Raw genomic sequence first — 18,669 nt, forward strand, 5'->3', positions numbered from 1 at the left:
AAATCCAAGATAAATAAAAAGAAAAACTCACCATTTGGTGAGCTTTTTTTTACTAAGCACCAAACTGTAAAGCACAACTAATGGCAGTCTGTGCGGCCAAAGTATCTTCTTGTGCCTGACGTGCTTCGGCTTCCAGTTCATCCAGTCGTTCACGCAAAGACATGGTAATTTCTTCCATCTCACCATCCGGTCGCATACGACTGACAGAAATCTGCTGATCCGGATTCTGCATGATGATATCTAAAGCAGCTGATTCTTCTGGCCCATCACCAAACAATGAACCTTGTCGCGGATCTCCCATGGCATCAATTTCATCAATCCTGGATTGAATATTCTCACCAATGGCTTTTGTACTACGCTTGTTCTGGTCAAAGACATTCAGGAAGTCACGCGCACCAGGTGAAAGTCCATCATCGATAAGCTGACCTTGATTTAAATAATCCGGTACGGTCTGGCCATTGGCTTTCAGATCACTGAGCTTTTGCGCTGCCTGTGCCAAGTCTTTGGCCAAAGTATTTTTATGGCGACCACCTTGCTTCACCAGACTGTCCAGTTGTGCCAATTGTGGTGCAGCACGTAACAAGGCATTCAATACAGTCTTGCTGTCATCGTCCAGATTCTCAGCCATACGGCCAATCAATGATGAATCCTCATAGGTGCGCTGCATCATTGCAGATTCAATACGGCGTTTCCCTTCCTGGCTTAATCGTCCGTCACCGGTAATCACTGTGCCCTGTTCTGACTTTGGCAATGACCCCACAAAGCCGCGTACAAAGTCCATAGATCCATCTAAATTAATTGAGCCATCATTATTGATCTTCAACAAAGAAGCATCAGGCAGACGATCTGAGTCACTCACAGCACGTTCTGTAGCGGAGTACTGCGCAACGTCCGATTCATTGGCTAGTTTTGCGAATTGCGTACGGTCGGTATCAGTTAAACGTGTCCGGACTAAAACAGGATTATTGATCCCGGCAATATCAATGCCGCGTTCAGATGCGTACTGTTCCAGAAAGGCCCGATATTCTTCAGCACGGCCCGACTCATAAGCTTTTGCAATGGCCAGTGTACGACCGTTGCCAGACTCAACCACATTATCCATGCCGATAATGGGAGCGCCATTAGATAACATGTTTGACTCACCTAACCATTCAGGCTTCAAGTTCTCAGCCATACGTTCAATCTGCTGGCGTGACGCTTCCCGGGTACGGTCACGCGGTTGTAGTTCAGATGGATAAAGTGGATTTACCCCATAGGCCAGATCATTTGATGCAATTAGGTCGCCAAGTGATTTAATTTCATCAGCAAACTGATAAGTACTACCATCCATGCCGGTTGCAGTGGAAATATTATTACCAGTGTAATTTTTATATTTACCAGTACCGATAAAATCCTTTACACGATTGACGTAATTAATGGTTTCTTGCGCCTTGGGTTTACCATTTTTCTGCATGGCTTTACCATTTACAAAGCCACCATTGTAGTGAGCAGCCAATACCAAAGGGTCTTTGGTTTTATACTGCTGTGACATCTCCCGAACAAGATACAGCGCCATTTCAGTAGCGTGTTCAGGGTTATTAACATCCCATTTCTTTTTATAGTTTCGCTCAAGCCCAGCCTTGGTATCTGGCATGATCTGCATGATTGATTGCGCACCCACCGGTGATACTTGCCAGTTATGAGACTTTTCACCTGCCCGGCGAATTGAAAGCAATAGCGGTACCGCCCAATCCATATCCATTTCTTTGGCTTTTGAATGCAACATGGAATCCAGGCGCGGATCATCATAACGAATCTTACTGTATTCACTTGGTGCAATACGTACAGGCTTCTGCTTTTCCTCACCCTTCACCGGATGCACCACGTTTACCGGCCGACCCATACGGATTGCTTCAACTGAAGAATCCAAGTTTTTTAAATGGTTGTTGTGTTGGATCGGATCGGCTGGCTTTACTGGGGCTAATGTCTCCTCAAACTCCATTTCATTAAGCAATAGGGTTGCCCGTCGTAAGTCGTTTAATGTCTCTAAATGTTCTGGGGTGGCATCTGACACATTGAGAAAACGCGAAGCACCACGCGCAGCACCGAAGAAAGCCATATTAATTAGCACATCAGTAGCGATGCTTTCGCCTGTGATTTCGTACTTTTTTGCCTGCTTGTCGTAGCCTTCCGATTTAAGGATGCCACCTGATGCTGCCTGTCCACCAATAGATATACCTGAAGCCAAGCCTGTGGATACGATGCCATCCCGAATAAGCCCACTATATCCTTTCCACCCAAAAGACGCTGGAAGGATGGTAGAAACACCTGTAACAGCCGCATCCACGCCTGCAACCTTCATTGCTGTGTCTGAGTCAACACCCTTATGCACAAGGTTTTCATAACTGTAAACGCCTTCTGATGCACCTGCAGATGCTGCCGCACCAACCGGACCAGCAACCAATCCACCACCAATAGCTCGGGTCAGTACATCTGATGCACTGAACAGAAAATTACCAACGGCGCCGGAGTTCTCTGCATCCTGAAGCTGCTCGACTTCCATGACCAGTTGTGCGCGACGGTCTTTATTCTTCGCTTCATGAACGTCTGCGAATGATGGCTCACGCACATCTAAAGGACCTTCAAGCCCACCATCTAAAGTATCTTTAATACTATATTCCAGATGGTCTTTAACTCGTTCAAATGGCTTTGCAACTGTGTCTGCTAGCTTTACACCACCAGCCACAATACCGCGAGGGATGGCACTAGGCGCACCATCAAACAGACCGACTTCCTTTTTCTTCTCAGCTTGGACTAAACCAGTTTTCTGGAATGAGTCTTTCTCAGAGGCTGTGCTTTGATCATCAAGTTCGACGTCCCAAATGCTCATCGTGTCACTCCGTCAAAAATAATGAATTGAGTCTTCTTGCCATCCTTGCTGTGCAGAGGTAGGCCGCGCTCATTCAATAGGTTATACATTACTGTATTTGTATTCCGGTCAATACGTGGCGCTAGGCGTAAATCTTTGAGTTCTGCAACGGTATAGCCAGACATTTTAGAAAGCCCTGCATAACCTTTTTCAAGATGTGCTTCAAATCGATCATCTCGCATACCGTAAGGTTTTGGTACCTTCCAGCTTTTAAATGATCCACCGCCGCTGGTTTTGAATGAACCAAACCATGAGTCAGGCTCTTGCACATACACGCCACCAGTCGCAAGTTCAAATGCCTTGTTCATTGCGGTAGCATCAGAAATGTCATCTTTCTTACTATGCTGAATTCCATCCCTGTTAGCGACAACTGCATAGGCATATTTAAACTGAAGCAGATCATCAGCAAATGCGCCGTAGTTGCTTAAGTTGCCATAACGTGCCCGGAATGTTGTTTCAAGGTCAGATGGAAGGACAAAACCGCCTTTATCAACAAGATATTTTCCATTTATTAAGGTGCTAGCCAGATCATCGTTATTGATCTTTTTACTCTTAGCCTTAGCAATTCCGGCCAAAAGATAAGTTTTATCTGCGCCACCAATCTGAGTTAAAGTGGCCTTCCAGATCTTCTCCCCGTTCGGTACGCCTTTTGATTGGTTGATCAGCTCTCCAATAAAATCCAGTTTGTCATTCACAGACTTCGCTTCAAATGCCTGTTTAGCTTCTGGCAGGTCTTCTGCAGCAATAGGTTTCACCACAATGTTTGGATCTTTAAGCGCCAACTGACTCACGCCGTTATCAATCGCTTTCGCAGCAAATGATTTTGGATTGGCTTTTAGTTCACCAGCATTCAGGCTATGTGTCTCTAAACCTGCTTCGCGGACGGCTTGATTTGGGTTGTTTTTATTGGTCTCCATTTTTGACTTATGAATAGACTCGTACACACCTAAAATCTTTTCCTCAGTCGCTGGATCTGCTGATTTGTTGTTGGCCATAGCTGCTTTCTGTTGATTGATACGTTTCAGCTGCTCAGGTGTCGACAACTTGGAAAAGCTTTGAAAGTTATTAGACTGTGATTTGTAGAAGTTATATTCGGCCTCATGTTCAGTACCGACCACTGCACCGCCTACACTTGCCAGATAATCATCATCTAAAGCACGACCAGTCAGCACCTGAGATTTAAAATCATTCAGAACTTTGCCGGCTAATTGCAGACGTTTATTTTCTTCGACTTCAACCTGCTTATTGATTGCATCGATCCGGCTGAGTGCCTGCGCTTTCTTCTGCTGTACTTGTGGGCCATCGATATAACCAAAACCACCGTTATCCATTTCAGTGACAAGCTGCTGCAGGCTGGCCGTGTCCTTATTTTCAATGGCACTGGTGATACGTCCGTCAATATCTTGCAAATCACGTGCGCCTTGGTATTTATAAATCAGCGCCTGTTTTTGTGCTTCTGGGATATTTAAGCTTTGAATATTGGATTTGACGTATTCCGCACCGGCTTCACGATCCATACGCGTACCGATCTCAAGATAACGATCAGCCAGCACTTCGCCTTTTTTGTTATCAGCACTCAGCTGCAACGGCAGGAATGCAGTGGCATTACGGCTCACATTGCTAGACCAGTGCTGACTTAATGCCTGGTGTGCATGCCCGGGCAGCTCACCTTCCATATCTTTGAAACGCTTTTCAGACCATTGCTGTAATGTTTTATTGGCCGTATCAGCATTCATTGCGCCGTTGGCTACATCGTTTTTAAGCAACGTTACCTGCTCTGATAGCTCTGTAGTCAGCACATCATCCAGCTTGACCTTGGCTTCTTTCTCTGCTAGATCATTGTGATAAAGCTCTGCACGTTTGGCAGATACATCGGCTTCATCGGATTTTCGTCTGCGTTCATCAATAACGCCACCAATGGTTTCTCCAATTTTCGAAAGACCAGTCATTGGAGTGTGTTGCTGCATAACAGGCCGGGATGTATTGCGACCTTGAGATTTTGGAATTAACGCCATTACTTCCACCCTCCTTTTGGTGTTGCCGCACCGATGAAGTCAGAAGCTGCCTGCATTGCATAATTATTACGCTGCATTTTTCCCTGAATACGAACTTGCTTGGCCTGATGTCCAGCATCTGAAATATTGATTGATGCGTTATAGGCTGCATCAGAAATATGCTCATCCTGAAGCATTGCTGCTGCACCTACATCAACATTCACACCATTTTCCGCAGCCTGTGCACGTGCTGTTGAAGCATTGCTTTTGCCTTGCCGCTTCATCTTTTCGGCTTCTGCACGTGCGACTGAATTGATAGTTTTGGCATTACCTTTGGACACAGCATCTGCCATTTGAGCATTTGCCATGTTTTGAACGCCTTGCATGATTCCGCCTGGATTGCACATGATTAGACCTCCATTTCCAGCACATAGCCGACCAGTTCAAAGCCTAATGATTCATATAGACTTACAGTACGATCCGCATGAATACCGGTGATGGTGCCGACCTGAATACGGTCAGCCTTATTCATAGCCGCCCATACTTTGAATGTTTCAATCAGGTCACTGGCTGCACCTGATTTACGATATTCAGGCAGGACATAAAGCCCCTGTTCAAAGGCGACGATCTGACCAGTACGCCAGTCTGTATCTAATGCGCCAATTAATGTGCCGACCGGATTCGAGTATTCATCTGTTACTATCAAGATTGATCTGTGTTTATCAATCAGATAAGCAAATACATTTCTAGCCCGCTTTTCATCAAAGCCCTGTTTTTTAAAGCGTGGTGATTCATTGGTCAGACGCTTGCCCCAGTCAACAAGCGTGTCTAAATCTTTTAGTGTTGCTGCACGTACAAGCATCTTTATCTCTCATTCATTGATACCAACATAGCTACACTTTGGACGTGGAAAGGCAGCGATTTGTTGTGTGTTATTTTTAATTCCATTTCGTGCAAGGTCGACCAGCCATTCATGCTGACACTGACAGGCCCTGTATAGGTCAGGTTCTGGAATGCAGACTGGTTAAATGACTTGTGTTCCAGATCGTACTGGTTGCACTGGCCACCAATTGAATTACGCACATATAAAACCGTTTCATGCGCCTGGATCTTATGGAGCATTGCAGTATTGGGAACTTGGCTGTGATCCGGTGGCAGAAACTCAACTTCCATATTGAACGGCTGGCCAGCAAACCATGTGCCGGATGTTGGCTGATTGTCATCGTAGAAATAGCCATCTGCATTCTGGAATCGATACTGTGTGCTGTTATGCAGGCTTCTATTTGCCAATGCGCCGTTATGCGCAATCTCACAATCCATGAATGATGTTTCGTCCAGCTGCTCAAGCACCACGGATGATTTACGCGTAACCAGCATGAAACACAGATCATTGCCGGCTGCTTGAGGTAAAGCACAGATTGAGCGAACAGCTCCACCAAAGTCATGCTGTGCCCAGGCATTCATTTCCTGATCACGGTTTAAAGTAATACTGGCCACCTTGCCATCATTAAGCACCATCCACACCAGGCTATACGGCGTTTGCTGGTAGGTCAGTTCTTTGATACCGCCATGATCCTCTGCAATGTGTGGTGCAATAGCTGATAGTTCCGGACTGACCAGACCATCCACCTCATAGCGATAGGACAAAGCACGCAAGCGGTTACCACCGCGCTGTACGAATAACAGCTCATTACCGACCAGACATGGACGTACGTTGGACTGTGCCCCGTAGGTTGTGTGCTGTTCGATCTGTGCTGATGCTGGTGTAAATGCACCGGCTGAACTGATCAGGAACTCAGATCCACCAGTAAGTGCAACCACACCACCACGCTGTGCCAGGTGCAAAATGTTGTCTGCCTGTGCAGATGATGAAGCCATACTAAATGCGCTGGCATCGTCCGTTGCTTCCAAGAAATCCCCATCATTCCCGATTGCACTGACCCATAACTGGTTCGGGTTGTTTTTGGTATTGGCGAAGACCAGACGCTGTTTAAAGAATGTCACTGTGGATGGATAACCGGTAGCTGCTGTAAATGCCGCAGTATTTAAGGTCCATGATTTGGCAATAGCTTGAACGTCTGCATTCAGTTTTACTAACACCTCACCTGAGACCACTGTACCCGATGTGATTGTAGTAATACGGACTTGGCCACCGTTGATATTTACGATTGCGCCAATGTGAGAGGCATTAAAGACTGGAATGTCATACCAGGCGACTTCCTGCCACTTATCATTCAGATCCGTCGGCTCGGATGCAGAGTTGTCTGCGACCGCTTCCCATGTTTTAAGCAGATGAATAACACGCTCACCAATGATGTAGTTTTCAGTGTTCTTCCAGTTTGGATATGATGAAGCGGTTAAGGTAATCGTTTTACCCACATCCGTACCGTTTGGCTTTAATGCCACGTTCGGTGTGGTATTGATCTCGTCCACCGGTGCTGTGACAAAGGTAAATTGATCAAAGTTCCAGTTATCAAAATCCTTACTACAGACCAGACGATGCACCGGATGATCACCCTGAACAAAGAACATGCGATAGCGTGAGTGTGCCACCTGGATCTGTGCAACTTTGGCCGCTGTGTTATACGGCGTACTTCCTGTATGGACTACAGATTGCGTTAAAGGGTCATACACCTGCAGTGTATTAATGCCCAAGATCAATAGAAATGGATTATCCGAGTTCGGTACAAATGGAATCAGGCGCAATGCACCAGCGAAGATGCCCCGATATTTAGTACCCGGACGTTTCTTTGCACCACCCTCTACCAGTGGGATTGCATTAAGCAGTTTTTTAGCGCCGTTGGCATATTGCTGCACATCAGTTCGGGTATGCAGTAGCGGTGATAGCTCACCACTGGACAGATTATTTTTAAGTAGCCATTGCTTCATTAATAGCGACTCCCGATATAGCGTGATTCCTCGTAAACAATATCTTCAGAAGGTCGTTCTTGTGCATTGATCGTACGTGCACGCTTGATCAGATCGCGGTACTGCGCTTCTGCCGATTGCCCTGCTGCATCGCTACCGGTATTCGGTTTGCATAGCTTTGCGGCCATTTTGAGTGACATGGCTTCCACAAGCATTGAATCCCAAGAATCTTCGTTATCGTTGTCAAAAACATATTCAAGGTTGATCTGCTGCTGATTGGCCAGAATGTAGCGATTCTCTACTTCATATTTTTCTGTATTGGCGCTGATGATCCGGATGAAGTCACGCGGCAATGGGAAAGAATGGGTGTAACCAAAGGCTGGATATGTGGTGACCGGTGCAAGAATGGTACGTTTTTTTGCACATGACCAAGGATGATCACGCAGGATGGATTTCCGCACCTGGTCATAGATACTACGGCAACGTTCAGCACGTGCCGTGTTCTCATCAAATGAAGCAATATTCTGATCACCGATCAGACTTAAAGCATGATTGACGATGGATGTTCTGGTTGTAATAGACATAAAAAAGCCCTCAAGTTTTAATGATCTTGAAGGCTTCTTTGATTAGGTTTGTTGGGTATAAAAAAGACCCGACACCCCATGCCCAAGATGTCGAGCCAAAGCCCCTTTAATTAAGCCGGTGTGTAGTCAATCGCCACGACTTTCTTCTCATTGGCACGACCAGCGCCAAATGAATGAACACCACCAACCTGTTTTACGTTCTTCTTATCCGGACGAGTCGAGATATCGAAGCTAGTAATATCTGCATCACCGAAATGAACGGCAGACTTACAGTACATTGCTAAACGCTTGGTTCCAGCTGTAGCGCCTTGACCTACTTTTTCATAAGCAACCCAAGTCACACCCAACCACTTGTGACCGACTGCACCGTTCTGCAACATCTGAACGTTGACGTGATCCGAGTTGGTCAGCACGGTGTCGTTCAAGAATGCGTTAAGAACATCCGATGTGTACGTGATAAAGATTTCTTCACCGTTCTGCTCATCACATTCGTTCGCACGGAATAATGATTTTGCTTTGGTGATTTGCTGCTTCAGCGTACCGAAAGCCGGTGCGATGATTTGACCTGCTGGTAGGTTCACCGTGGAAACAGTTGCTGTACCGGCATCGTCTACTACTTTGCGAGTCACTGGACCAACAAGCGCTGTATAAATAATGTCGTCAATCTTGCGTTCACGTGCGCTGATCAATAACTTCATGTATTTGTCTTGTGGCATTGCCTTCAGCTTAGGCAGATCACGCGGTTCAATTGGAATGAATAGATCCCAATCAGACATTAATGCGGTACGTACACCTACATCTGGATGAGTCCACTGAGTGTCACCATAGCGAGCACCAGAAGCCTGCATTTCCACAGATCCCATGTCATTGATGGTGAATGACTCACCTTCAATTTTTCCACGGTTCACAACAGTTTTAAGCAGTCGTGATTCGTTTTGCTGTGCCGCAACGTCGTATGTGTCATGGAACTGTTGAACAAACGCCGCTGTGATTTTGTTTTGGTTAGCCATTGGCTAAATCCCCCTTATTGATATTGCTTCGCATAAGCCTGTTCAACCTGTGCATAGACGCGTTTATGGTCTGGATGCTTGTCGTTCAAGTAGGCTTCCGACATCATTAATTGTTGAACTGATTCACCAACGTTTTGCTGTGTGTTAGAAGGTGGTAAATCTTCCTGAATATGCTTACCAATAGCGGCCGCTAGCTTTAACGCACCGATTGGCGAGTCTAGATCCGAAGCCTGAAAACCTAATGCTTCAATGGCCTGTTTGGCCAAGTTCACATTTGCGCCAAAGTCATTACCCCATTCTTCCTGCAGGGCTTCCATCTGAACGGATTGATGCTGTTCATAAGCTTTAACGACTGCTTCAACTTGCTTATTGGTCATACCTTCAGCATGGAATGATTCCAACACTTCAGCGTTATCCGCTTTAAAAGCATCAAAATCGAAGCCATCAATTTCAACTGAATAAGCATCGGCAGACTCTGGTACCGCTTTTGCTGGATCTGTTTCAGTTGTTTGCGTTTCTTGCTCACCAGGGCTCTGCTGTGTTGTCTCAGTACCCGGCACCGTTTGCGTTTCTGTTCCTGCAGGTGGTGTTGTAGTGTGAGTTTGTTCAGTTGTTTGAACGTCTGGTGTGTCTGTTGTCTGTTGTTCATTCATTGTTTTGCTCCATGTGTGCTAGTTCTAGGCTCTCGTCATAGCGAGGGTCGTTTGCTGTGTTAATTCGGTTGATAATGAAGTCCACGACTTCGGCACGGCCCAAACGGCGGCATGTCTCACGTTCGTTGTCAGTGAAAGCATTGCGTTTAAACCGCACGGTGAGTTCTTCTAAAATTCGCTGGCCATTAACGTCCATATCGAAATGCATCTGATAGGTCAGCGCCGTTGGTTTTCGATGTGAACGCCATTTGACGTGGTGGCCAAAACCCAATTCGTCCTCTTGCTCTTGGACCAGTTCTTTAAATTCTTGATCAGGCTGGGCCTTAAGATCGGCAATATCCTGCTCCAATGCGAAAACCTGCCCTTGTAGTACCTCTGCTCGTTCCCACTCATGGTGCTTTTCATTGCGTAAAGTGCTGGATAAGGCTCTTTCCTTAAACAGCTCATTACCTAAGTCTTTTACCTTCTTTTCAGCCGCATAAAGCAAAGCGCAGGCAATCAGCGCAAGAATGGCCATCACCGCAAAACCTAAAATCATTGCATCACCTCACTGACCATTTGTGCTTCCAAGCCTTTACCCATGCCTTGAGTAAGGGCACCTGTCATCTGTTGTGCCATAGCCGCTTCTTGTTCCTGTGCTGCTGCCTGTTGTTGAGCCTGGGCTTTCTGTTCACGGTATGCCTGAAGTTCATCCGTGGTACGCATAATTGAAGTTGGTGCACCTAGACCAGCTGCTAATACTTGCGGTACTGCATCAAGATTGATGTTGTCCAGTGCATCCGGAGCGACTTCAATAATTGATCCAAGTGAAGCCATTAGACGTTCAATACTGGCCACTTCCTCAAGCTTTTGAGCACGTGCCAGTGGTGAAATAAACTTGAATGAAAGATTACGACCCTGTAGATCCTCTGGTGCTTCGCCTAATGCTTCTGCCCGATATGCCAGACCAAAAGCACGATCAAGGATAGGAACCAGTAATTCAGCTTGTGCACGGCCATATAACGGCCCGAGCTGCTGCCGGATCATATCGACACGTGCATAAATCTCTGCGGCCGTAGGTGGTGTGTTGTAATGCTGCTGCAGGCTGTCCGCCATCAACTTACGGCGGATGCTGGACTGAATCCGATCTAACAGCGGATCTGCGACCTGAAAGCCTTTTCCACTATCCAGGCGCTTCATTGAATCCACCTTTCCTGCAGTAACGATCTTGCCGCCACCGATACGCACAGTACGTGGGTTTAAAATGCCGTCATCTTCAGCAATCCAGAAACCAAGTACATCAATCTCAGCACTGCGTAAGGTGTCACGCATCAAAGCATTGGCTGATTTGGCATCTGGTAACGCTGTAGACATGATGCCGATTCCGTACACGCTGCCCGGGATCTTTCTAAAACGTGGTACCGCACATGGGAACTCGTTATAACCAGATTCCTTTAGGATATTTTTTCCATCCACTTCCACGTGATATGAAGCAAACGGCATATTCTTTGGCAGCAATACACGGTTGGTCATTGATGCTTTGACCTTGCGTGGTTCGATCACATGCACAACCTTGAAACGATCATCTGGACGTGTCAGGTAAGTGTTACGTACTGCATCACTTACTTTGTGTTCACCAAACTCACTGACCAGCTGTGCAGCGGTTTTGGTGTATTCGCGATAAATCGTATCTACTTGCCCATCTGGACGTGTAGAAGCAATAAAGCACTCACCGATTGGCCAGCACTGGTATGTGAAGCCACCGCCTTTTTCACGGTCAATGTCTTGATAGATCACACCCCAACCAGCAACGGCGAAATCAATGATCATGTCGTAGATTTCACTGTCAAAGTTTGCGCCGTGGATATTGCGGAATAAGAACTGTGCGACCTGTTCAAGCCAGTGTTCACCTGGTGTAAGTTCGGCTTGATCGTCCATACCATCAGGCACAGCTTTAAACCAGATCGCGTTTGCAGGTGTGGTACCTGCAATCAGGTTAGATACAAAGATCAGGATTGATTCGGCAGCAGTAGAATCCAGCAAATCAGCACGCTGTTTCTCTCTGGTGCCTTCGGAACCTGAACTACCACTAAAACACTGTTGGCGCTCAGGTGCTCCGTACTTGTAGCATTCAGTCCAGTGGGCTTCATATTTGGCACGTTCTGCCCGAAGCTCACCTAACCGTTTGCAAATTTGACTTGCTCGATCACTCATGCCTTAACCGCCTAGTGTTGATTTCTTTTCATCATCAGATGCAGAAGAAAGCACTTCAGATGCCTTACGCTTTTTACGTGTGGCAATCTCTGCATTTTCTGCTGTCTGTGCCTCTGCTCGGGCTTTGGCTTCTGCTGCCTGAGCGTCATAGCCTTTGGATGCTGCCTTGGTATCAGTCAGGCCAATGGCATCCGTTACGGTGCTAATGGCCTTACCTATGAATCCACCGCACATGGTTAGTACTCCTCGGTGATCCAACCGTTAGGGCCTACAACTTGGCGCGTGCGCTTTGCTGTTGGGTCGGTAGGTGCATTGGATGTAGGTGCATGCTGTGTAGCTGGTTGAGCTGATTCACCTTTGGTTTTGCGCCATTGAAGGAATTCTTCATATTCCTTTTTAGCTGCCAGTTCTTCTGCAGTTGGTTCAACTAGTGCACCTAGTGAACTAGTTTCATTAGTAGACTGGTCTTGTGATTCAGCATCTTGACCTGTGATGTGCTCTAACGCTGCATCGGCCTGTTCCGCTGTGGTTGGTTGCGCCGTAGTTTCGACTGTTGGTTCCGGTGTCTTTGCACCTGGTGTACTTACTTTGCGAGCTGCCATAAAAAAACCCTATCGTTGGTTGATAGGGTTACTGTGGGGGTATAGGTGTTCGGGTTTGTTGGGTGTTTAATCAATAATGTTTCTATCTCTATCCACCATTGCGCCACACTTAAAACATTGCGCTGTTCCTCTGTGGAACATGGATGTTTCAAAATGAAAACATGCTTCTCTTAAATCCTTTTGGCCTGCTTCATATCCTTTTTTGTGCCATTCTTGAGTGAGGGCGATAAATTCATCTTTAGAGCGCTGACGCTGTGAACTCCACCCCTGATAAGTCATCTGCACTGGCAAAACGCGGTATATATCGCCGTCTTTATCAAACAGCTTGTCACCGTGAATGAATCGCATGTTTGTGTAGAAGTCTTGATCTTCAAACCACTTTTCAAAATCACTCATCTTTCACATCCTTTGACTTCGTAAATATCACCAACATCATGAAAGTTATATTTTTGAGCTAGACGGCCAATCACCTGTTTTCTGGTTAGCGGTTTTTCAGTCTTAATATCCACCGTGTACCACGCCAGACCCAATCTAACGCGAGCCTCGTATTTACATGAGGCATTCGCCTGGATGGATACCATCAACAAAAATGCGATTAAAATAATTTTCATCCCATCACCTAAACTTATTAAAAAAATTACTATTCTTCGGCCCAACATACTGACACCATCCCCACAATTCACGCCAGTAAAACCAATCGCCGTTGGATTCCTTCCATGGCGTGCCGTCATGCTCGATATGGGTGTAGTCAGGTGGCATGAAATACCCCCTCTACAGCGGTGAACTCCTTTCCGCTTTCATCAGTCGCAGTAATAATTTTTAATCCACTACGACGGCCAATATCTACTTTTACAATGGTTAGCTTGCCTTGTGGTTTCCAGCATGGACTGTCGTGCGTTACTGTTTGGCCAACCTTAAAATCTCTCACAATCCTAACCCCCTATAAACTTGCTGATTGGCTCTTTGAACCAATACGCCAAAATTAAAATCGTTCCACAGATATAAAAAACCGTATCACTCACAACCCCAACTCCCGATCCAATTCATCAATGACCTGATCACACAGACCGCCGTCTTCAAAAATATCCATTTGGCCAATCTTGTACTTGTATGTCATCCATTCACCTACCAGTGGGTAGCGCACAATGCCTGTCTCTGTTTGCCACAGCAAAATGAATGCATGGCCGTTGTCATAATTTGGAACGCCACCACGCGCCCATTCTGAAACTGTAGAAGCACCAGACACAGGCAGAACGTCTGCAATCTTTTCGTGTGTCCAGCCGCATTTGCCTAAGTCCAGAATCATTCGATTGAAGTCTGGACGCTTATAATTTCGAAGTTTTAACTTGAACTCTTTGACCTTCTTTTTGGTATGCAGGTTGATAAAACGCGCGCGCGCGCGAGGGTCGTTCGTATATACCCCCTCTCCACACTCACCACCGACCAGTTGCAGCCCCATAGAACTTCCCATAGCAACCCCTATAATCATTAGATTTCCATCACTTTTATTTTGAGTAATCCGCCTTTTACAACATTGCCCCGGCGTACTATCAGCTCATCAAACTGTTCGTCATCTACGCAAAATTCACACTTCACCAGGCTATCAATCGTTGCTTTCAAGTAATTATCGATATCCCGTCTTAACCGATTCGGAAAATGAAACGTCACCTCCAGTTTTAACCGTGCTGCTGTTCTGGTTGGTGGTACCAACATGCTCACCAGATCGTGAAAATCTCTTGCCTCATCACTCAACTTGAAACCGCGTCCAGATTTCTTCCAATAGTGGTTTACTGATGGAGGAATGGCCGGCAAATTAAAATCTAAAATAACTTTTTCTCCCCCTGCGCTATTTCGCTCTAGTTTCGCGTCTACGGCGTTTTGTTCTGCTTCATGTGTCTTTGCTTCAATTTTGTTTTTAAATTGCACTGACGCGCATTCCTTGCGCAAATTGTGCTTATTCAAATGAACTTCTAACTGTTTTTCGCTCATGCGTATCGTCATGCAGTCGCCCCAAACAGTTGTTTTGCCTTTTCAGTTGGCAGAAATCCTTGTGGGTATTTTTTATCGCCTGTGATGTATCCAAGCTTCTCAAGTGATGCCAGATACTTCTGCACAGTTCTTTTGCTTACGTCTGAAACCACATCATCCAGAACATCCTGCACATAGGTTTTCTGCCTACGGAACGTAATGAACAAAACGATTTCAATCGTGAGTTCAAACATGTGGCCGTGTGATTGACTGATACTCATGCTGCACCACCTGTACGCTGATCATTCCAATTGCATTCGACTACGCTTAAACCACCTTGCTGAAACCGGGACCACAAACGATCACCTAAGTCTTTTTGCAGTTCTTCCAGGGTTAAATTGGAAATCAGCATGGTCGGCTTCATGCGGTCATAGCGTGCATATAAAACTTTGTGCACCAGCTCCCGGCGCTTATCACGGTCATGCAATCCGTATTCATCCAGAATTAATAAATCGTATTGAGTGAAATCATGGATTACAGATTTCTCTGTAGCGTCTGGTGCATCCCATGCGTGCATGATTCGTTGTGCCAGATCCTCACTGGTGATGTAGCGTGCATGCTTGCCCTTGTTGAGTAGTGTTCTGGCCGTTGCACAGCTCAAATGGGTTTTGCCTGTACCTGTAGGTCCTACCATCACAAAGTTATTCTTGTCGCCGTTGATCATGTTCTTGGCGAAGGAAACAACCTGATTTAAAGCGTTCTGGTGTCCTGCATGTTTCACCAGGTAATTTTTAAAACCTGACTGAGCATGACGTTCTGGAAGTTGAGCACCTGCAAAATGCTTTTCACGTACCTGACGATCCACTTCGGCCTGTGCTTGTGCGAGTTGTGCTTCATGAAACTCTACGGCGCATTTTGGGCACTTGTGATATGGGCCTGCTTGAACCATAGCGACCTGATGCTTGTTGCAGATCTCTTGAACTTTTTTGAGTTCAAATGAAAACGGTGACATTGCGTTCATACGAAGTCCTCCGGGATATCCACTTGGAAGTTTTCAACAGGTGCGTGATTAATTGGCTGATTTTTCCATACATCATTCACGTTCAGATTTGCGTTAGATTTCTTGGCTGCTTTTGGTTTTTCAGTCTTCGGTTTTGCTGGCTGGTAATTGCGTAACCAGTTCAACCAGGTGGTCATCCATTTTTGAGAAATACGTTCAGGTTGGCCAACTGACCATTGCGCCAGCTCTTTGAGTTGTTCAAGTACGATGTCTTGTGACAGCTTTGGAAAGCTCACAGCTGCTTGCGCCATGAAATCCTGTTTGATTGGGTAGGTCCCGGATAGATCTTTCAGCGTGTACAGCTTTGGATCGTCAGAGTGGTAATCAATAAAATTCAAAGCACCGCGATCCTGAGGAACAAAATCGGACGGCGCTTTATTCTTATTATTTTCTTTAATATTTTCTTTTAAATATATTTCTTTTACAGAGTGACATGCCATGTCACTGGTGGTAGGTACATGCTGTGTCACTGGTGTAGTAGCATCACATGTTACTGGTGCATAAGGTGTAGCTACATTCAATGCTACTGGTTTGAAATTTTTACCAGTGGCATGCTGTGTATCTGGTTTGGTTGAACCAGTAGCATCACATGTTACTGGTTTGACTGGTAAGCGCTGATCAAAAGTGATGCTATAGACATTACTTTTCCCATTTTCCCTATGGATGTTTACCAAGCGATATTTCGCTAATTCAGCCATATATTTACGTATAGTGCGCTTATCTTTAATGCCAGTGATTTTCATCACCAAAGCCTCACCCATTGATTTTTCATCCAAATGAAATCCATCAATATGTCTGTTTAGGAAAATAAGGCACTTGACGGCATCCCCATCAAGAACAGCCAAATAGCCTTCATCACAAATAAAATTAGGCAACGGCGTGAAGCCGTCTTCTTTACGAGTATCCACAATTGCCTCTTGTTTAGGTTTAGCAGGCTTTTGGAACTGAATAAGTTGAGCTGTATTCAAGACGTACGCTCCTTCTCAAAGAAAGATTTGACTTGGTTTGTGCCTTTGCGTTTGTGAGGTCTGTACCGCACGTCATAACAACACTTACAAGCAGCTTCATAGCCAATGGTTCTTTCACCCTTCTTGTTCGGCTTATTTCGGTAGGTAAACCAAAATTCATTATCAAGTGGCCAATACTCCTGGCACTCAATACAAAGTTTTTCTGTCCCCAATTCAGTTTCTATAAACTTAGGTGGTTTGATTCCTTTGCTAGTCGATTCATTGCGTGTTAAATTCAACATTGGTTACATGCCTCATTTACTTTTTGAGTGAATGGCAAAGATGCTCATCTGTTCGCGCAGATGGGCATTTTTTGTGCCTGTATGTTTTGGTGTGATATCCCTGATCGGGCGTGGCGCAAGCTCTAAACGGAATGTATCCGCTGTATACGTGGACAGGCTTAGCTCTTCAGACAAAAATGAGACATAACTTTCAACTTGTGAAATATCAGCAATGATCAATGCTCTTACATACTCAGAAAATGTTTGGTTGCGTGTCTTCCCAATTGCGGTGGCTTTTGCCTTCTCCATCCCTGTGCACCGAACAGTGCCAATTTCAGTTAATTTTTCAGACATACGCACCTACACACCTAAATTCTTAATATTGGCTTTTAGCTTCCCTTTCGTTGAGATCTCAAAAACCGCCTGGGTTCTTAATGGGATGCCTTTGCGCCAGTAATTAATTACAGATCGATCACGGCCAAGAATTCGAGCTAATTCAGCGTCACTTTTTGCGTTATAGAAAGCTCGCAAGTCATCTACGGTCATGTTTATTTACCTAAACTACATTGTTTAGTTTATTGAACGATAAGTTTAGGAATATGTCAATTTTTTTGTTTAGTATTTTAAACAAATATAAGGTTTCACTATTATGCAAACTACATCAGACAGAATTAGCCAGCGCATGAAGGAGCTAGGCCTGCAACACAAGGATTTAGTTGTTGCAACTGGGGCAAGCAAAGGAACGGTTACCAACTGGATTAATGGGGTAAATAACCCCACTGGAAAGAGACTGGTTCAACTAGCTCAAGCATTAAAAACTACCTCTAGCTGGCTTTTAACTGGAAATTCAACACCAGAATTTATGCAAGTTGAGCCATGGGATAGCAGCACCCCGCTTGATGATGATGAGATTGAGATACCTTTCTTTAAAGATTTCTCTTTTGCTTGCGGTGGCGGCTCTATTGGTGAGGCCATAGCCAATGAGACACGTAAATTACGAATGTCCAAGGCAACACTGCGAAACTTATCCATCACGAAAGAGAATGCTGTAGCAGCGACAGCAATCGGGGATTCAATGAGTCCAACTATTAAGGATGGCGATACGATTCATGTGGATCTAGGCAGAAAGAACATTAAAGACGGAAAGATTTTCGCTATTTGTCTTGGCGGATTGTTCTACTGCAAACGACTATACAATTTACCTTTGGGTGGTGTGCGAATTGTTTCTGATAACTCTGTAGAGTTTCCAGAAATGCATTTAAGTGCTCAAGAGATAGTTGATCAACAGTTGGAAATTATTGGATGGGTTTGGCAAATATCTAGCTTAGAAAGTTGGTAATACCTATGATTGACTCATGGCTCAACTATCAATATACAAACATATTGGGTTTCTTGATTTTTGCATCAGCTGTATGGCTAGCAACAAAATCAGATATTGCAAAAGATGCGCTTGCAATTCTGCTTGTTCTCTTACTCCTTGTGCCCGTCCCATTGGTTATGTTTGTACACTACTCAAGATCAAGTTGGATTGAATTTATTTTTTGTGGATTTATTCAAGTTGGCCTAACTTATCTATGCTTTGTTTTTGTTCGCTATATGTT

General features: G+C 45.2%; 23 protein-coding genes. 1 reads left to right on the top strand and 22 read right to left on the bottom strand.

The features are described from left to right. Nucleotides 1-52: 52 nt before the first annotated feature. From F890_RS09050 to F890_RS09160, 22 genes are all read right to left on the bottom strand, one after another. Nucleotides 53-2,869, bottom strand: a complete 2,817-nt coding sequence (locus F890_RS09050) for a transglycosylase SLT domain-containing protein (RefSeq protein WP_005266534.1) — start codon at nucleotides 2,867-2,869, stop codon at nucleotides 53-55. Further along, entirely contained in the window at nucleotides 2,866-4,923 is a 2,058-nt protein-coding gene (locus F890_RS09055) for a hypothetical protein (protein ID WP_005266535.1), read from the bottom strand. The genes F890_RS09050 and F890_RS09055 overlap by 4 nt, the downstream gene beginning before the upstream one ends. Next, nucleotides 4,923-5,309, bottom strand: coding sequence for a hypothetical protein (locus F890_RS09060; protein WP_005266536.1), 387 nt, complete (start codon nucleotides 5,307-5,309; stop codon nucleotides 4,923-4,925). The genes F890_RS09055 and F890_RS09060 overlap by 1 nt, the downstream gene beginning before the upstream one ends. A gap of 2 nt (nucleotides 5,310-5,311) precedes the next feature. Next, entirely contained in the window at nucleotides 5,312-5,764 is a 453-nt protein-coding gene (locus tag F890_RS09065; RefSeq protein ID WP_005266537.1) for a GNAT family N-acetyltransferase, read from the bottom strand. Nucleotides 5,765-5,766: 2 nt separating this feature from the next. Continuing rightward, nucleotides 5,767-7,791: a phage tail protein gene (locus F890_RS09070; RefSeq protein WP_005266539.1), complete on the bottom strand. Its 2,025-nt coding sequence runs from the start codon at nucleotides 7,789-7,791 to the stop codon at nucleotides 5,767-5,769. Then, nucleotides 7,791-8,354, bottom strand: coding sequence for a phage connector family protein (locus tag F890_RS09075; RefSeq protein WP_005266541.1), 564 nt, complete (start codon nucleotides 8,352-8,354; stop codon nucleotides 7,791-7,793). The genes F890_RS09070 and F890_RS09075 overlap by 1 nt, the downstream gene beginning before the upstream one ends. Before the next feature lie 110 nt (nucleotides 8,355-8,464). After that, the gene (locus F890_RS09080) at nucleotides 8,465-9,364 is read right to left on the bottom strand and encodes a phage capsid protein (protein WP_005266543.1); all 900 of its coding nucleotides are present in this window, start codon (nucleotides 9,362-9,364) and stop codon (nucleotides 8,465-8,467) included. A 14-nt stretch (nucleotides 9,365-9,378) separates the two neighbouring features. Further along, a complete protein-coding gene (locus F890_RS09085; RefSeq protein WP_005266549.1) occupies nucleotides 9,379-10,017 on the bottom strand; it encodes a hypothetical protein in 639 nt (212 codons plus the stop codon). Next, nucleotides 10,010-10,555, bottom strand: coding sequence for a Bbp19 family protein (locus F890_RS09090; RefSeq protein WP_005266551.1), 546 nt, complete (start codon nucleotides 10,553-10,555; stop codon nucleotides 10,010-10,012). Before F890_RS09090 ends, F890_RS09085 begins: the two co-directional genes overlap by 8 nt. Further along, nucleotides 10,552-12,210, bottom strand: coding sequence for a portal protein (locus F890_RS09095; RefSeq protein WP_005266553.1), 1,659 nt, complete (start codon nucleotides 12,208-12,210; stop codon nucleotides 10,552-10,554). Before F890_RS09095 ends, F890_RS09090 begins: the two co-directional genes overlap by 4 nt. A 3-nt stretch (nucleotides 12,211-12,213) precedes the next feature. Further along, the gene (locus tag F890_RS09100) at nucleotides 12,214-12,444 is read right to left on the bottom strand and encodes a hypothetical protein (RefSeq protein WP_005266554.1); all 231 of its coding nucleotides are present in this window, start codon (nucleotides 12,442-12,444) and stop codon (nucleotides 12,214-12,216) included. 2 nt (nucleotides 12,445-12,446) lie between these two features. Continuing rightward, nucleotides 12,447-12,812, bottom strand: a complete 366-nt coding sequence (locus F890_RS09105; RefSeq protein ID WP_005266555.1) for a hypothetical protein — start codon at nucleotides 12,810-12,812, stop codon at nucleotides 12,447-12,449. Between the two features lie 66 nt (nucleotides 12,813-12,878). Next, entirely contained in the window at nucleotides 12,879-13,208 is a 330-nt protein-coding gene (locus F890_RS09110; RefSeq protein WP_005266560.1) for a hypothetical protein, read from the bottom strand. Next, complete coding sequence (locus F890_RS19045) at nucleotides 13,205-13,543, bottom strand: hypothetical protein (RefSeq protein WP_228128524.1); 339 nt, start codon at nucleotides 13,541-13,543, stop codon at nucleotides 13,205-13,207. Before F890_RS19045 ends, F890_RS09110 begins: the two co-directional genes overlap by 4 nt. Before the next feature lie 17 nt (nucleotides 13,544-13,560). Continuing rightward, the gene (locus F890_RS09120) at nucleotides 13,561-13,740 is read right to left on the bottom strand and encodes a hypothetical protein (RefSeq protein WP_017397829.1); all 180 of its coding nucleotides are present in this window, start codon (nucleotides 13,738-13,740) and stop codon (nucleotides 13,561-13,563) included. Between the two features lie 90 nt (nucleotides 13,741-13,830). Beyond that, the gene (locus F890_RS09125; protein ID WP_005251549.1) at nucleotides 13,831-14,283 is read right to left on the bottom strand and encodes a hypothetical protein; all 453 of its coding nucleotides are present in this window, start codon (nucleotides 14,281-14,283) and stop codon (nucleotides 13,831-13,833) included. Between the two features lie 17 nt (nucleotides 14,284-14,300). Then, complete coding sequence (locus tag F890_RS09130) at nucleotides 14,301-14,813, bottom strand: RusA family crossover junction endodeoxyribonuclease (protein ID WP_005266567.1); 513 nt, start codon at nucleotides 14,811-14,813, stop codon at nucleotides 14,301-14,303. Then, nucleotides 14,810-15,061, bottom strand: a complete 252-nt coding sequence (locus tag F890_RS09135) for a hypothetical protein (RefSeq protein WP_005266569.1) — start codon at nucleotides 15,059-15,061, stop codon at nucleotides 14,810-14,812. Before F890_RS09135 ends, F890_RS09130 begins: the two co-directional genes overlap by 4 nt. Next, nucleotides 15,058-15,801, bottom strand: coding sequence for an ATP-binding protein (locus F890_RS09140; protein ID WP_005266571.1), 744 nt, complete (start codon nucleotides 15,799-15,801; stop codon nucleotides 15,058-15,060). Before F890_RS09140 ends, F890_RS09135 begins: the two co-directional genes overlap by 4 nt. After that, on the bottom strand, nucleotides 15,798-16,808 hold the full coding sequence (locus F890_RS09145; protein ID WP_005266572.1) for a hypothetical protein: 1,011 nt from the start codon (nucleotides 16,806-16,808) through the stop codon (nucleotides 15,798-15,800). Before F890_RS09145 ends, F890_RS09140 begins: the two co-directional genes overlap by 4 nt. 293 nt (nucleotides 16,809-17,101) lie before the next feature. Next, entirely contained in the window at nucleotides 17,102-17,422 is a 321-nt protein-coding gene (locus F890_RS09155) for a hypothetical protein (RefSeq protein ID WP_005266575.1), read from the bottom strand. Between the two features lie 6 nt (nucleotides 17,423-17,428). Continuing rightward, the gene (locus F890_RS09160; protein WP_005266576.1) at nucleotides 17,429-17,614 is read right to left on the bottom strand and encodes a hypothetical protein; all 186 of its coding nucleotides are present in this window, start codon (nucleotides 17,612-17,614) and stop codon (nucleotides 17,429-17,431) included. A 103-nt stretch (nucleotides 17,615-17,717) separates the two neighbouring features. Between F890_RS09160 and F890_RS09165 the strand changes: the two genes are divergently transcribed. Continuing rightward, the gene (locus tag F890_RS09165; protein ID WP_005266577.1) at nucleotides 17,718-18,407 is read left to right on the top strand and encodes a S24 family peptidase; all 690 of its coding nucleotides are present in this window, start codon (nucleotides 17,718-17,720) and stop codon (nucleotides 18,405-18,407) included. The last annotated feature ends 262 nt before the right edge of the window (nucleotides 18,408-18,669 follow it).

The sequence above is a fragment of the Acinetobacter sp. CIP 64.7 genome, from assembly GCF_000369745.1.
In the GTDB taxonomy this organism is placed as follows: Bacteria; Pseudomonadota; Gammaproteobacteria; order Pseudomonadales; family Moraxellaceae; genus Acinetobacter; species Acinetobacter fasciculus.

What these genes read in the sequence shown, in the direction of transcription:
- F890_RS09050 (WP_005266534.1), bottom strand. Translation starts at nt 2,869, where the DNA reads ATGAGCATTTGGGACGTCGAACTTGATGATCAAAGCACAGCCTCTGAG.
- F890_RS09055 (WP_005266535.1), bottom strand. Translation starts at nt 4,923, where the DNA reads ATGGCGTTAATTCCAAAATCTCAAGGTCGCAATACATCCCGGCCTGTT.
- F890_RS09060 (WP_005266536.1), bottom strand. Translation starts at nt 5,309, where the DNA reads ATGTGCAATCCAGGCGGAATCATGCAAGGCGTTCAAAACATGGCAAAT.
- F890_RS09065 (WP_005266537.1), bottom strand. Translation starts at nt 5,764, where the DNA reads ATGCTTGTACGTGCAGCAACACTAAAAGATTTAGACACGCTTGTTGAC.
- F890_RS09070 (WP_005266539.1), bottom strand. Translation starts at nt 7,791, where the DNA reads ATGAAGCAATGGCTACTTAAAAATAATCTGTCCAGTGGTGAGCTATCA.
- F890_RS09075 (WP_005266541.1), bottom strand. Translation starts at nt 8,354, where the DNA reads ATGTCTATTACAACCAGAACATCCATCGTCAATCATGCTTTAAGTCTG.
- F890_RS09080 (WP_005266543.1), bottom strand. Translation starts at nt 9,364, where the DNA reads ATGGCTAACCAAAACAAAATCACAGCGGCGTTTGTTCAACAGTTCCAT.
- F890_RS09085 (WP_005266549.1), bottom strand. Translation starts at nt 10,017, where the DNA reads ATGAATGAACAACAGACAACAGACACACCAGACGTTCAAACAACTGAA.
- F890_RS09090 (WP_005266551.1), bottom strand. Translation starts at nt 10,555, where the DNA reads ATGATTTTAGGTTTTGCGGTGATGGCCATTCTTGCGCTGATTGCCTGC.
- F890_RS09095 (WP_005266553.1), bottom strand. Translation starts at nt 12,210, where the DNA reads ATGAGTGATCGAGCAAGTCAAATTTGCAAACGGTTAGGTGAGCTTCGG.
- F890_RS09100 (WP_005266554.1), bottom strand. Translation starts at nt 12,444, where the DNA reads ATGTGCGGTGGATTCATAGGTAAGGCCATTAGCACCGTAACGGATGCC.
- F890_RS09105 (WP_005266555.1), bottom strand. Translation starts at nt 12,812, where the DNA reads ATGGCAGCTCGCAAAGTAAGTACACCAGGTGCAAAGACACCGGAACCA.
- F890_RS09110 (WP_005266560.1), bottom strand. Translation starts at nt 13,208, where the DNA reads ATGAGTGATTTTGAAAAGTGGTTTGAAGATCAAGACTTCTACACAAAC.
- F890_RS19045 (WP_228128524.1), bottom strand. Translation starts at nt 13,543, where the DNA reads ATGACGGCACGCCATGGAAGGAATCCAACGGCGATTGGTTTTACTGGC.
- F890_RS09125 (WP_005251549.1), bottom strand. Translation starts at nt 14,283, where the DNA reads ATGGGAAGTTCTATGGGGCTGCAACTGGTCGGTGGTGAGTGTGGAGAG.
- F890_RS09130 (WP_005266567.1), bottom strand. Translation starts at nt 14,813, where the DNA reads ATGACGATACGCATGAGCGAAAAACAGTTAGAAGTTCATTTGAATAAG.
- F890_RS09135 (WP_005266569.1), bottom strand. Translation starts at nt 15,061, where the DNA reads ATGAGTATCAGTCAATCACACGGCCACATGTTTGAACTCACGATTGAA.
- F890_RS09140 (WP_005266571.1), bottom strand. Translation starts at nt 15,801, where the DNA reads ATGAACGCAATGTCACCGTTTTCATTTGAACTCAAAAAAGTTCAAGAG.
- F890_RS09155 (WP_005266575.1), bottom strand. Translation starts at nt 17,422, where the DNA reads ATGTCTGAAAAATTAACTGAAATTGGCACTGTTCGGTGCACAGGGATG.
- F890_RS09160 (WP_005266576.1), bottom strand. Translation starts at nt 17,614, where the DNA reads ATGACCGTAGATGACTTGCGAGCTTTCTATAACGCAAAAAGTGACGCT.
- F890_RS09165 (WP_005266577.1), top strand. Translation starts at nt 17,718, where the DNA reads ATGCAAACTACATCAGACAGAATTAGCCAGCGCATGAAGGAGCTAGGC.